Annotated in this window: 11 protein-coding genes; 6 read left to right on the forward strand and 5 right to left on the reverse strand. The window is 66.2% G+C overall.

What is annotated here, in order from left to right; genetic code table 11:
• Positions 1 to 85 precede the first annotated feature (85 nt).
• The 4 genes from ASH00_RS13165 to ASH00_RS13180 are packed head-to-tail and all read left to right on the forward strand — an operon-like array spanning position 86 to position 4,879.
• On the forward strand, positions 86 to 844 hold the full coding sequence (locus ASH00_RS13165; protein ID WP_056549100.1) for a LamB/YcsF family protein: 759 nt from the start codon (positions 86 to 88) through the stop codon (positions 842 to 844).
• 23 nt (positions 845 to 867) lie between these two features.
• Entirely contained in the window at positions 868 to 2,460 is a 1,593-nt protein-coding gene (locus tag ASH00_RS13170; protein ID WP_056549338.1) for an urea amidolyase family protein, read from the forward strand.
• On the forward strand, positions 2,457 to 4,196 hold the full coding sequence (locus ASH00_RS13175; RefSeq protein ID WP_056549102.1) for an acetyl/propionyl/methylcrotonyl-CoA carboxylase subunit alpha: 1,740 nt from the start codon (positions 2,457 to 2,459) through the stop codon (positions 4,194 to 4,196). Before ASH00_RS13170 ends, ASH00_RS13175 begins: the two co-directional genes overlap by 4 nt.
• A gap of 2 nt (positions 4,197 to 4,198) precedes the next feature.
• Positions 4,199 to 4,879: a GntR family transcriptional regulator gene (locus ASH00_RS13180; RefSeq protein ID WP_056549104.1), complete on the forward strand. Its 681-nt coding sequence runs from the start codon at positions 4,199 to 4,201 to the stop codon at positions 4,877 to 4,879.
• Here the strand turns inward: ASH00_RS13180 and ASH00_RS13185 are convergent.
• Together ASH00_RS13185 and ASH00_RS13190 are read right to left on the reverse strand one after the other, a co-directional pair.
• Positions 4,869 to 5,741, reverse strand: coding sequence for a universal stress protein (locus tag ASH00_RS13185; RefSeq protein WP_082566124.1), 873 nt, complete (start codon positions 5,739 to 5,741; stop codon positions 4,869 to 4,871). The two genes, ASH00_RS13180 and ASH00_RS13185, sit on opposite strands and share 11 nt — an antisense overlap.
• Positions 5,738 to 6,793, reverse strand: coding sequence for an NAD(P)-dependent alcohol dehydrogenase (locus tag ASH00_RS13190; RefSeq protein ID WP_056549108.1), 1,056 nt, complete (start codon positions 6,791 to 6,793; stop codon positions 5,738 to 5,740). Before ASH00_RS13190 ends, ASH00_RS13185 begins: the two co-directional genes overlap by 4 nt.
• 199 nt (positions 6,794 to 6,992) lie before the next feature.
• Between ASH00_RS13190 and ASH00_RS13195 the strand changes: the two genes are divergently transcribed.
• Positions 6,993 to 7,217 carry a PLDc N-terminal domain-containing protein gene (locus ASH00_RS13195; protein WP_056549110.1) on the forward strand — a complete coding sequence of 75 codons (225 nt, stop codon included), beginning with the start codon at positions 6,993 to 6,995 and terminating at the stop codon, positions 7,215 to 7,217.
• Between the two features lie 94 nt (positions 7,218 to 7,311).
• On the opposite strand, the gene ASH00_RS13200 is transcribed toward ASH00_RS13195, so the two are convergent.
• The 3 genes from ASH00_RS13200 to ASH00_RS13210 form a co-directional block, all read right to left on the reverse strand.
• On the reverse strand, positions 7,312 to 8,112 hold the full coding sequence (locus ASH00_RS13200) for a putative hydro-lyase (RefSeq protein WP_056549340.1): 801 nt from the start codon (positions 8,110 to 8,112) through the stop codon (positions 7,312 to 7,314).
• On the reverse strand, positions 8,109 to 9,329 hold the full coding sequence (locus ASH00_RS13205; RefSeq protein ID WP_056549112.1) for an NRAMP family divalent metal transporter: 1,221 nt from the start codon (positions 9,327 to 9,329) through the stop codon (positions 8,109 to 8,111). Before ASH00_RS13205 ends, ASH00_RS13200 begins: the two co-directional genes overlap by 4 nt.
• 139 nt (positions 9,330 to 9,468) lie before the next feature.
• Entirely contained in the window at positions 9,469 to 11,355 is a 1,887-nt protein-coding gene (locus ASH00_RS13210) for a hybrid sensor histidine kinase/response regulator transcription factor (protein WP_056549114.1), read from the reverse strand.
• Between the two features lie 189 nt (positions 11,356 to 11,544).
• On the opposite strand from ASH00_RS13210, the gene ASH00_RS13215 reads away from it, so the two are divergent.
• Complete coding sequence (locus tag ASH00_RS13215) at positions 11,545 to 12,582, forward strand: ATP-dependent 6-phosphofructokinase (protein WP_056549116.1); 1,038 nt, start codon at positions 11,545 to 11,547, stop codon at positions 12,580 to 12,582.

The raw sequence follows: 12,582 nt of genomic DNA on the forward strand, positions 1-12,582 counted from the left end.
GCCGCCACCAACGTGAGTGAATATTGTTGAACAATCTGTGAATCTCGTGCATGCTGGGGGGACCACAAACGAGACGAGGATCACTATGGCTTTCATCGACCTCAACAGCGACGTCGGCGAGTCCTTCGGCAACTGGACCATGGGCAACGACGCCGCCATCTTCCGCTCCGTCTCCAGCGCCAACGTTGCGTGCGGCTTCCACGCCGGTGACCCGTCCACCATCGCCCAGACGTGCCGCGACGCAGTTGCCGCCGGCGTCACCATCGGCGCCCACGTCGGTTACCGGGACCTGGCCGGCTTCGGACGGCGCTTTCTCGACTGCTCCCCCACAGAACTGGCCGACGACGTCCTGTACCAAATCGGCGCCCTCGACGCGATTACCCGCGCAGCCGGCGGCACCATCCGCTACGTCAAGCCACACGGCGCCCTCTACAACACGATCGTCACCCACGAGGTCCAGGCCAAGGCAGTAGTCGACGCCGTCAAGGCCTTCGGCGGCGACCTCCCTATGCTGCTCCTCCCGGGCTCGGTCGCGCTCAAGACGGCAGAAGCCGCCGGACTCCGCGGAGTCTCCGAAGCCTTCGCCGACCGCGCCTACAACCCGGACGGCACCCTGGTCTCCCGCCGTGAACCCGACGCCGTCCTCCACGATGAAGACACCGTCGCCGCCAACATGGTCCGCCTCGCCACCGAAGGAACCATCATTGCCCGTGACGGCTCCACTATCAGGACAACCGCCGAAAGCATCTGCCTCCACGGCGATACCGACGGCGCGGTGGCCATGTCCGCCGCCGTCCGCCGCGAACTCGAGGCTGCCGGCGTCAGCATCCGGAGCTTCGTGTGAGCGCTGGGATTCCGCAGAGCAGCATGCTGACGGAAATTCACTGGGCCGGGCCGCGCGCCCTGCTCATCGAACTCGAATCGCTCGACGCGGTCCTGGCCCTTCATGCGCAACTGGTCGACCATCCGCTGCCTGGCCAGGTTGATGTCCTCGCTGCAGCCCGCACCGTGCTCGCTGTGTTCGACTCGAGCGGGAACGCCCGCGCTGCCAGCACCGCAGTCGCTGCGCTGGACGTCGCCCAGTCAAAGGACGCGCTTACCTCCGCCGATCCAGTCCGGGTCGAGGTGGTGTACGACGGCGACGACCTCGCCGAAGTAGGCCGCCTCACCGGCCTGGGTGCTGACGGCGTCATCGAAGCCCACACCGGACAACTCTGGACGGCGGCCTTCGGCGGCTTCGCTCCCGGTTTCGCCTACCTCGTCGGCGAGAACGAGACCCTCAACGTCCCACGCCGCACCAGCCCCCGCACCGCCGTACCTGCAGGATCGGTGGCCCTGGCCGGCAACTTCTCCGCCGTCTACCCGCGCCGCTCCCCCGGCGGCTGGCAACTGATCGGCCGCACCTCCACCCGCATGTGGGACCTCGACCGCGAGCAGCCCGCCCTCCTGCGCCCCGGCACCACAGTCCAGTACGTAGCGGTGCGTGAGGCGATCGAGCTTGCGGACACCCAGGGAACAAACGACGACGACGACGCCACCCGCCCTGCCGCTGTCGGCCCCGCCCTCGAGGTACTCAACCCCGGCCCGCAGTCGCTGATCCAGGACCTCGGCCGGCCCGGACTCGGTGATCTCGGGGTCTCGGCGTCCGGCGCTGCCGATACCGCGAGCGCACGCCAGGCCAACCGTCTGGTCGGCAACGAGCCCGGGGACGCCGTCGTCGAAAGTGTCGTCGGCGGACTGGCGGTTCGCGCTCATGGGGAACTGACGCTCGCCCTCGCCGGTGCACCGGTGCCCGCCCGCATCGACGGACAGCACAGCGAGCGGACCGCTCCGCTGTATGCGCCCTTCGCGCTGCATGACGGCGAGAGCCTGCACCTCGAGGTGCCCGAGGCGGGATTGCGAACCTACCTCGGCGTCCGCGGCGGCATCGACGTCGAACCGGTACTCGGCAGCCGCTCGACTGACCTGATGTCCGGAATCGGCCCGGCGATCCTCAAACAGGGAACAGTGTTGCCGGTTGGCGACGTCGAGCACGGGCGGACAGTCGGTACGGCCGAAACCTCAACTCTCCCGCAAGACATCCTCGAGCGCCGGGAAACGGTCACGCTGCGCATCACCACCGGCCCCCGCCAGGACTGGTTCACACCGGAATCGCAGGCCGCCCTCACAGAGCACCCCTGGACAGTCACCGCGGAATCCAACCGGATCGGCGTCCGCCTTGGGGTGACCAGCGGCCAGCCGCTCGAACGCGCACGCACCGAGGAGCTCCCCAGCGAAGGTGTGGTGGCAGGCTCACTGCAGGTGCCGCCGTCGGGCCTTCCCGTCCTTTTCCTCGCCGACCATCCGGTCACCGGCGGCTATCCGGTGATCGGCGTCGTCGTACCCGCTGACCTGCCCGCCGCCGCCCAACTGCCGCCGGGCACCACCGTGCGTTTCATCGAAATGGAGCCTAAGCCATGAAGAAGGTCCTGATCGCCAACCGCGGCGAGATTGCCGTCCGGATTGCCCGCGCGTGTGCCGATGCGGAGCTGAATTCCGTTGCGGTGTACGCCGATCCCGACGCCGATGCACTGCACGTCCGCCTCAGTGACGAGGCCTATGCGCTCGGCGGTTCGGCCAGCGCGGACACCTACCTGAACATCCCCAAGCTCCTGGACGTTGCAGCCCGCGCCGGCGCCGACGCCGTTCACCCCGGCTACGGTTTCCTCTCCGAGAACGCCGACTTTGCGCAGGCAGTGCTCGACGCCGGACTGACGTGGATTGGCCCCTCACCGGACGCTATCCGCAGTCTGGGAAACAAGGTCACCGCCCGCGAGATCGCTGTGAAGGCGGGCGCACCGCTCGTTCCCGGCTCGGACGGCCCGGTTGCCAATGCCGACGAGGTCCGTGCTTTCGCCGAGCAGCACGGCGTGCCGGTAGCGATCAAGGCGGCATTCGGCGGCGGCGGCCGCGGGCTCAAAATCGCCCACCGGCTCGAAGACATCGACGACGCCTTCGACTCCGCCGTCCGGGAGGCCACAGTGGCGTTCGGCCGCGGTGAGTGCTTCGTCGAGCGGTTCCTCGACAAGCCCCGCCACGTCGAGGCGCAGGTGCTGGCGGATACGCACGGGAACGTCGTCGTTGTCGGCACCCGCGATTGTTCGCTGCAGCGGCGCAACCAGAAGCTTGTGGAGGAAGCACCCGCGCCGTTCCTCACCGATGACCAGCGCAGCCGCATTCACGAATCCGCCCGCGCCATCTGCCGCGAAGCCGGGTACACCGGTGCAGGAACAGTCGAGTACCTGGTGGCGCCAGACGGCGTGATCTCCTTCCTCGAGGTCAATACCCGCCTACAGGTGGAGCACCCGGTGACCGAGGAGACATCCGGGATCGACCTCGTGCGTGAGCAGTTCCGCATCGCCGCCGGCCTGCCCGTGTCCATCACCGAGGACCCCGTACCGCACGGCCACGCCATCGAATTTCGGCTCAACGCCGAAGACGCCGGCCGCGGGTTCCTGCCCTCCCCCGGGCCGGTCGACGTCTTCGAGGCGCCGACCGGTGCCGGCATCCGTGTGGATACCGGTGTCCGCTCCGGCTCCAGCGTGCCCGCGGAATACGACTCCCTCATGGCCAAGCTGATCGTCCACGGCGCGGACCGTGCACAGGCGCTGCGGCGTGCCCGAACCGCCCTGGATGAGCTGCGGATCGAGGGGGTGCCCACCGTCGTCCCGTTCCATCGTGCAGTGGTACGCGACCCCGATTTCACGCAGCCCGACCGCCTCGGCGTGTACACAACCTGGATCGAGTCTGAGTTCTCCGAACGGCTCGCCGCCTCGCTCACCAGCGGGATCACTGGCCCCGTTGCCCGCCGGGAGACGCTCACGGTGGAGCTCGACGGTAAGGCCGTTCAACTAGGTCTGCCGGCACAGGTGTTCGCTGCGCTGATGAGCGGCGAAAGCACCGCCGTCGCGCCTGGTTCCCGTGTGGAGGAGAAGACAGCGGACGACGGCGCCATCACTGCCCCGATGGGCGGAAACCTCGTGAAATGGCTGGCCGACGATGGCGCCGAGGTGAGCGCGGACCAGGCCGTCGTGGTGGTTGAGGCAATGAAGATGGAGACCGTGGTCTCTGCATTGTCCGCCGGCACTTTCCGGCGCGGCGCGCAGGAGCCGGGTGCCGCCGTCGTACGTGGTGAGGTGTTGGGTACGGTTGAGTAGCCATGAATACTGCAACGGATACGACAACCGCAGCTGAGCACGCCCATACGACGGCGTGGATTGCTTCGGTGCTGCGCGCACGGATTGCGGCAGGGCAGCTGACGCCGGGGTCGAAGTTGTCGGAGCAGTCGTTGTCGGAGTCGCTGGGGGTTTCGCGGAATACGTTGCGGCAGGCGTTCGCAACACTCGCGGGCGAATCGATCGTGACGCGCATCCCGAACCGGGGCGTTTTCGTGGCAGCGCCCGGTGTGGAGGAAGTACGCGAGATTTATCGGGTGCGGCGGACGATCGAACCGGCGGCAGTGCTGTGGGGCCGGCCCACTCCCGCACAGCTGGATGCGATGGACGCCATCATCCGGAAGGCCCGGGCGGCACGCGATGCCGGCTCCGTTCCCGAGATGGCCAACGCGAACCAGGCGTTCCACGAGGCCGTTGTCAGCCTGACCGGCAGCGAACTGCTGCGGGAACTGATGGACAAGGTACTGGCGGAGATGCGGCTGGTGTTCCATGCCATGTCCGCGGCCCCCGATTTTCACACGCACTACGTGGACCGCAATGCGGCGGTCGTTGAGCAGTTGCGCAGGGGCGAGAACGAGCGTGCAGCCGCTGACCTGCGGGCCTACCTCGACGCCGCCGAGTCCGAGCTGCTGGGGCACCTCGAGGGCGAGGCCCCTAACCGGTGATCACCATAACGGGGCACTGCGGATCCAGCAGAAGCTTGTGAGTGACGGACCCCAACTGGATTCCGGACCTCGCCCCACGGCCGTGCCGCCCGATGACAAGCAGGGAGGCGCCTGAGGCGCGGTACTTCAGCGCTTCGTCTGGAGCACGCTCCAGATCGGTCAACCGGGAGATCCGCACCTCCGGGTAACTGGCGCGCAGGGCGTCGAGCATGCCCGCGAGTTCCTGAGAAGCAGCATCACCGGTTGGACCGTCGTCGGCGGTTTCCGTGCCTTTCGATGAAGTGACGACCGTCAGCGCGTGGCCGGAACGGTCTGCTTCAACGACGGCCACGCGAAGCGCTGCATGGGACTCGGGCGAGCCATCCACGCCCACAACTATTCCCCCGCTGCCGCCGTCAAGAGCCTGCGCATCATGGGGAAGGACCACGACGGGACAGGCACTTCCCAGCGCGACCTGATGGCCGACCGATCCCAGGTACTCCCCGGTGCGTCGGTCTACCCGGTCAGCCCCTACGACCACCAGTGCCGCGTTCTCCGCGATGCCCAGCAAGGCGTCGACGATTTCACCGCAGTGAACGGTTGAGGCAAACCGAACATCCGGGTACTCCAGCTCCGCGCGTGCTTCCTCGTCATCCATCAACTGCCGCGCCGCGTCCACCAGGCTGCGGTAGGGTGTCCCTCCCGCAGCCACCGGCAGGACGAGTGACGGGTCAGGAATCGCATGCACCAGGGTGACGGATTGACCGGTGCGCCGGGCGCGCTCGGCTGACCACCGTAGAATAGCCGGCCCCCTTTCCCCGTCCCGGAATGCGACGACGATGCGGCGCGACGGAGAGTGAGCGGATCCCACAGCACTACTCACCGTCCGGGTTCCTGCTGTTCGGGCACGATGACTGCGCGGCCGCGGACAGCGCCGGCCCGCAGCCGTTCATACGCGACGGGCGCATCGGAAAGGCTGAAAGTCTCAATCTCAACAGAGATCCTTCCTGCCCGCGCCAGCTGCACCACTTCCATCAGTTCGGACCGCGATCCCCAGTAGGGAGCCCGTGCAGCGGCATCCCACGGCGTGGAAAAGAATCCGACATCCACCGTTCCGACGCCGACGCCCACAATTGCAATTTCACCGCCGACACTCACCACGTGTGATGCAAAGGCCGTTGTCGCCGGTGCTCCCACAAAGTCGAATACCGCCGTTGCGCCCCGGCCGCCGGTCAGAGCCCGGATCTGCCTCTCCGCATCCTCACCCGGCACAAAGGCGTGGTCAGCGCCGACTTCGAGGGCGAGATCCAGCTTCGGCTCTGACTGGTCAAGGGCGATGATGGTGCTCGCCGTCAGCGTGCGCAAAATCTGGATGGCTACATGGCCCAGTCCGCCGACACCGATGACCACTGCGGCCGACCCGGGGACCAGGGTCGGCAGGGACTGCTTGATGGCGTGGTACGGGGTCAATCCTGCGTCGGTCAGGGACACACTGGCAACAGGGTCCAGGTCTCCCAGCGGCACCAGATGACGAGGATCGTCAATAAGCAGATACTCCGCCATCGCCCCCGGCGCACCCAGACCGGGAGGCCTGATTTCGAGCTCTGCCGCTACCTCGCAATAGTTCTCCTTGCCCTGCGCGCAGGTGTAGCAGCGTCCGCAGCCCCACGGTCCGTAGACCAGCATCGGCTCGCCGACGGTAAGGCCCTTCACCCCGTCGCCCCAGGATTCAACGACGCCGGCTCCCTCGTGACCCAGGGTAAGCGGAAGCCCATAGATGTACTGATCCTCCGGCAGGTCCATGATGAACTGGTCCGAATGGCACACGCCCGCGGCCGTGACGCGCAGAAGCACCTGCCCCGGCCCGGGCACCGGAGTCTCGACCTCGACAACCTCCGGCGCGGCACCCACAGCACGGTACTGGAGCGCCCTCACGAGTACTCCTCCACAAGCCGGCGTGGGTCGGGATCTCCCATGACATACCTCCTGGGTCAGCGCGTCGATTGCAGCGGTTGACCCCAGTGTGCCCTCTCCGGGAGCCCCGCGGTAGAGCCCTATGCCCGTTCCATAAAATAGGGTGACCAATGGATCGCTACACAGCGACGAATGAACCAAGACCGGGCGGTGACCTGTGATGAAGACAATAAAGGCCAAAAAGTGGAGCGACCTGACGCCCGCGCAGCAACGAGCGGTTCTGACCGCTGCGTCGGTGCAGTTGTCGCTAGCGGCTACCGCGTGGGTTGACCTGGCCAGGCGGCCCGAGAGCCAGGTCAACGGACGCAAGAGCCTGTGGGCGGTAGGGATCGGCCTTAACTTTCTGGGACCGATCCTGTACTTCAGCCGGGGAATCCGCCGCTGAAGTACACCACCCGCTGGAACTTTTGCGCAGATCCGGTGGGTTCGGCGGGGTCGGAAGCCGCCGGATCTGCGCAAAAGTTCCCTGAAATCGGGGCTTACGGCACCAGGTAGTCGCTGTCCCTCGCGTCGGTGATGAGCATATGGCCGGGTGCGTGGCCGATCGCGAGCGGCGGCCGCGACTGCATCACCGCCGCCTGCGGAGTGACGCCGCACGCCCAGAACACCGGCAGGTGTCCGTCGGGGATCTGGACAGCCTCACCGAAGTCGGGGGCGCCAAGGTCAGCAATGCCAAGCTCCTCCGGATTGCCCACGTGCACCGGCGCGCCATGGACGGCCGGATAGCGCGAGGTGATGCGCACGGCGTCGGCTACCTGTGCAGCGGGAACCGGGCGCATGGAGACCACCAGCGGACCGGACATGGCGCCGGCGGGAGCGCATTGCCGGTTGGTCCGGTACATCGGCACGTTGACGCCCTGGTCGATGTGCGCAATCCGGACGCCGCCGTCCTGCAGTGCAGCCTCGAAAGTGAAGGAACAGCCAATCAGGAACGTCACGAGGTCCTCACGCCAGTAACGCCCGATGTCGGTGGGCTCGTCCACCTTCTCGCCGTCCCTATACACCGTGTACTTCGGGACGTCGGTGCGGATGTCCCCGCCCGCCAGCAGCGGCCCGGCTGTCTGGCCCGGCTCCAGTACGCCGAGCACAGGGCAGGATTTCGGGTTGCGCTGGGCAAAGAGGAGCAGGTCGAAGGCCTGCTCACGCGGGATGGCGAGCACGTTGGCCTGGGCGTACCCGCGGGACCAGCCCGACGTCGGCACCACCAGTCCGCTGCGGAAGGCCTCCCGCGCTTCGGCCGGCGTGGCCCCAGCGCGGTCTTCGGCACTCCAGCTGATCATGCGGACCACAGCTGCGCGAGCCCCATGATCGAGGTCCAGCCGAGGAAGAGGGTGAGCAGCCAGGTCACCACACCGACGATCAGCAGCCACTTGGGATAGTTGTAGCCGTTCATCAGGTCACGCCGGCGCCAGGCCACCCAGAGGAGCACGCCGAAGCCGACAGGCAGGATCAGTCCGTTGAACGCACCCGCGAAAATCAGCAGCTGCTGCGGTGCCTGGCCGAGGAAGAGATAAACCGTGGCGCAGACCACGATGAAGGCAACGGTGATGAGGTTTCGCTTGCGCTCGGGGGTCTTCGAGGAGGTGATGAAGGAGACCGAGGTGAAGGATGCACCGATCACAGAGGTGATGGCCGCGGCCCAGAGGACGATGCCGAACACCCGCATTCCGATCTCACCGGCGGCCGCACCAAAAGCTTCAGCCGCCATGTTATTACTGCTGAGGACGGTACCGCCGGCAACCACACCGAGGATCGCCAGGAACAGCAGAACCCGCATGACGCCGGTGACGATAATGCCGATCACCGAGCTGCGGGTGATCTGCTGGACGTGTTCAATTCCGGTGGCGCCGGAGTCGAGCATGCGGTGTGCGCCGGCGTAGGTGATGTAGCCGCCGACGGTGCCGCCGACCAGCGTGGTGATGATGAGGAAGTCGACCTCCTCGGGCAGGAACGTATTTTTCAGCGCGTCACCCAGCGGTGGAGCCGCGACGATGGCTACGTAAATCATCAGCAGGATCATGATGGCGCCGAGAAGAACCACTATGCGGTCCAGTGCCAGGCCCGCGCGCTTGCTGACGAAGATCAGAATGGCGATGACAGCGGAAATTGCGCCGCCAATCTTCGGGTCAACGCCGAGCATCGCGTTGGCGCCAAGGCCGGTTCCCGCGATGTTGCCGATATTGAAGACCACACCGCCGAGGAAGACCAGGCCCGCAAGAAACCAGCCGACGCCGGGAACCACCCGGTTGCCAAGCTCCTGCGCCCTCAGCCCGGAGACTCCGATGACCCGCCAGACGTTCATCTGCACTGCGATGTCGATGAGGATCGACGCCAGGATGGCGAAGGCGAACGCCGCGCCGAGCTGCGCGGTGAAGACGGTTGTCTGAGTGATGAAGCCGGGGCCGATGGCGCTGGTCGCCATCAGGAACATCGCGCCCAGCAGGGCTGAGCGCCGAGCTGAGGAGCTCAGATTGAGTTTGGTGCTGCCTTCTGCCATGGGGTCCGTCCGTAACGTCGGGGTGACTAGCGTCACAATTATCGTCCCGAGGAACGATACAGGTTGTTGAACAATATTGGCAAGAGATTGTTCAACAACTTCGTTTATTGTTGCAGGCCCAGACTGGCTGACCGGCGGCTCACCCGTCGAACTGCAGCAGTGAATCGGCGGTCCGCCCACTCATCCCCACGAGCATGGTGCGGTTGCGGGCACCGGTCTTGCGAAGGATGGAACCCACGTGTTTCTCCACTGTCTTCACGGAAATCTGAAGTTCACGCGCAATCTGCTTGTCCGCCATCCCGCGGATCACCATCGCGCAGACCTCCCGCTCGCGGGTGGTGAGGTTATCCGTCTCCTTCTCCTCAGAGGAATCGAGAAGCCGGTCGAAAACGTCCCCTTCCAGCAACGCTTGCCCCTGCCCGGCCGCCACGATGGTCCGGGCAATGGACTCGCCGCCGGCACGGCGGTTGATGAACCCGCGCACGCCCACCTGCTTCGCCGAGCGCACCTGGTCGACGGTCGGATTGTCGGTCAACACCACGACGACGGCGTCAGGGCCCAGTTCCCTCATCCTGCCGACCAGCGCGGTATGTGCATGCACCATGTCCAGATCCATCAGCACCACGTCGGGATGGAGCAACTCATACGCTTCCAGCAATTGGTCCGCTGAGTGGACCTCCGCTCCAACCTGGATGGCGGGCTCGGCGATGCCGAGCAGCCTCACCAGACCGGCACTGACCACGGGGGCGTCGTGGGCAATCAGGATCCGCCATCGCGGCTCCTGCACTGCCCGGCGGTCCGGGGCGGCGTGCGGCAGGACGGCCTTGACCGTTGTCCCCCACCCCGGAACGCTGTCAATCTGCAGGGTTCCGCCGAGATGGATGGCCCGCGATGTCATGCCGTGCAGGCCGAGGCAACTGGTGGGCAGCGTCGAGTGGTCACCGTGCGCTGTTGCGGGGTCGAATCCCCGCCCGTTGTCTTCAATCACTACGGCCAGGGAACCGCCGTCGTGAATCAGCCCGACGCGCACGTTCACAGCGCGCGAGTGGAGGACCACATTGTTGAGGGCCTCCTGCACGATCTTGAACGCCTGATGCTCAACCTCGGGGGCAAGCGGCAGCTGGTCCCCGATGATGGTCAAGCGGGTGGCTGCCCCGGACATCGCTTCCGCCCACACCAGTTCCCCGCGGATGGCCTCCGCCAGGGATTTACCAGCCAACGACGCCGGTCCAAGCCCCAGTGCCGTCCGGCGCGTTTCAGCCAGCGCATCGTGGGCGACGGTTTTCGCCGTGCTGATATGGGCCGAGGCCTTCCGCGTATCAGGGCCTGCGCCCTCGCTGACCCCGGCCAGGGCCTTGTCCGCATCATCAAGACTGAGCAGCAGCGCTGCGAGTGACCGGCCGAGGGTTTCATGTACGTCCCGGACCGCGCGTTCACGTTCGGCTGCCACAGCGGCCTCGCGTTCCCGGGCAGCCGCCTGAGCATGGAGATCATAGTTCCCGAGGGCAATGGCGGCGTGACCCGCGAACAGTTCCGCCAGGCGGGCCTCATCCCGGGTGAAGGTGCGGCTGCTGTCGGGGCTGAAAAGGATGAACGCGCCGACGATCCGCTCATCCCACTGCAGCGGAACACCGATCACCGCGCAGTTCCATCGTGGATCGTTGGCAGCAATGTGGCCGCGCTCGATCTCCGAATAGGCATCCAGGACAACCGTGGAGCGGCTCCCCACAACCCGGCCCGTAAGGCCCTCCGCAAGCGAGAAGGTCTGGCCTTCCTGACAGCCGACGCCGATATCCACTTTCTTGGTGTACGTACCTTTTGCCTCGTCGACGAGCGCGATCGAGCCGGACTCGCAGTGGAGAAGGGAGGTGGCGTGGATAAGGATCCGCTGGAGAAGCGCCTGGATTTCGAACCGTCCGGCGAGATCCCTCGCGATCCCGATCATGGGATCAAGTTCCTCCGGGAAACCGGTCATCCGGCGCACGCCGCTGGGCAGGGAAACAGAACTTTGTGCAACTGCGTCCATGACGTCCTCTCTGACGCTCGGTCCTCACGTAACGGGTGGCACCCTGCGGGTATTCCCTCATGGCAACGTTCGGGTTAATCCTTATTTTGCCGGAACAGCGCAAGTGGTTGGGTTGAAGGGTGGAGCGGACTCCTTCTGCACCTCACCAGACGCCATCGAGGAGACACAAACGATGATGTGGAACGCTCAATGACCCGCATCGGCATCCTGACCAGTGGCGGAGACTGTCCCGGGCTCAACGCAGTGATCCGCGCCTGCGTGCTGCGTGGAACCCGGGATCATGGACAGGAATTCGTCGGCATTCTGGACGGGTGGCGGGGATTGGTGGATGCGGACTTCATCGACCTTGACTGGATGAGCGTGCGCGGGCTGGCCAAGCTGGGCGGCACCATCCTCGGGACCTCGCGGACGAGCCCGTTCGGCGAGCGCGGTGAGGACGGCGGAGTAGCCCATATCAAGGCCAACCTGCGCACCGCGGGCGTTGACGCGCTCATCGTGATCGGCGGCGAGGGCACACTGGCCGCCGCCCAGATCCTCAGCCGGCACGGGGTGCGGATTGTCGGGGTACCGAAGACCATCGACAATGACCTCTCCGCAACCGACTACTCCTTCGGGTTTCACACGGCGGTCGAGATTGCTACCGAGGCGATTGACCGGCTCAAGACGACGGGCGAATCGCACCACCGCTGCATGATCGCCGAGGTCATGGGCCGGCATGCCGGGTGGATCGCGTTGCATGCGGGTATCGCTACCAGCGCCCACGCAATCCTGATCCCTGAACAGGAGGCCACGCTGGACCAGATCTGTGCCTGGGTGCGCACTCCGTTCGAGCGCGGCCGCACTCCCCTTGTGGTGGTCGCCGAGGGATTCGTCTCCGCGGAGATGACCCAGCCGCATTCGGAGCGTGGCCTGGATGCTTTCAACCGGCCGCGGTTGGGCGGCATCGGCGAACGGCTTGCTCCGATTATCGAGGAACGGACCGGCATCGAAACGCGGTCCACCACACTCGGGCACATCCAGCGCGGCGGGGCCCCGAGCGGGGCCGACCGGGTCCTCGCAACCCGCCTGGGCCGGGCCGCTGTGGACGCCGCCCATGATGGGGACTGGGGCACCATGGTCGCCAGCCGGGGAACGGATATTGTGCGGGTGAGCCTGGAGGAGTCCGTCGGGCGCCTCAAGACGGTTCCGCAGGCGCGCTACGACGAAGCGTCGTTCCTTTTCGGCTGA

This window comes from Arthrobacter sp. Soil782 (assembly GCF_001428435.1).
Lineage (GTDB): Bacteria > Actinomycetota > Actinomycetes > Actinomycetales > Micrococcaceae > Arthrobacter_D > Arthrobacter_D parietis.

What these genes read in the sequence shown, in the direction of transcription:
- ASH00_RS13175 (WP_056549102.1), top strand. Translation starts at nt 2,457, where the DNA reads ATGAAGAAGGTCCTGATCGCCAACCGCGGCGAGATTGCCGTCCGGATT.
- ASH00_RS13170 (WP_056549338.1), top strand. Translation starts at nt 868, where the DNA reads ATGCTGACGGAAATTCACTGGGCCGGGCCGCGCGCCCTGCTCATCGAA.
- ASH00_RS13205 (WP_056549112.1), bottom strand. Translation starts at nt 9,329, where the DNA reads ATGGCAGAAGGCAGCACCAAACTCAATCTGAGCTCCTCAGCTCGGCGC.
- ASH00_RS13200 (WP_056549340.1), bottom strand. Translation starts at nt 8,112, where the DNA reads ATGATCAGCTGGAGTGCCGAAGACCGCGCTGGGGCCACGCCGGCCGAA.
- ASH00_RS13165 (WP_056549100.1), top strand. Translation starts at nt 86, where the DNA reads ATGGCTTTCATCGACCTCAACAGCGACGTCGGCGAGTCCTTCGGCAAC.
- ASH00_RS13215 (WP_056549116.1), top strand. Translation starts at nt 11,545, where the DNA reads ATGACCCGCATCGGCATCCTGACCAGTGGCGGAGACTGTCCCGGGCTC.
- ASH00_RS13180 (WP_056549104.1), top strand. Translation starts at nt 4,199, where the DNA reads ATGAATACTGCAACGGATACGACAACCGCAGCTGAGCACGCCCATACG.
- ASH00_RS13195 (WP_056549110.1), top strand. Translation starts at nt 6,993, where the DNA reads ATGAAGACAATAAAGGCCAAAAAGTGGAGCGACCTGACGCCCGCGCAG.
- ASH00_RS13210 (WP_056549114.1), bottom strand. Translation starts at nt 11,355, where the DNA reads ATGGACGCAGTTGCACAAAGTTCTGTTTCCCTGCCCAGCGGCGTGCGC.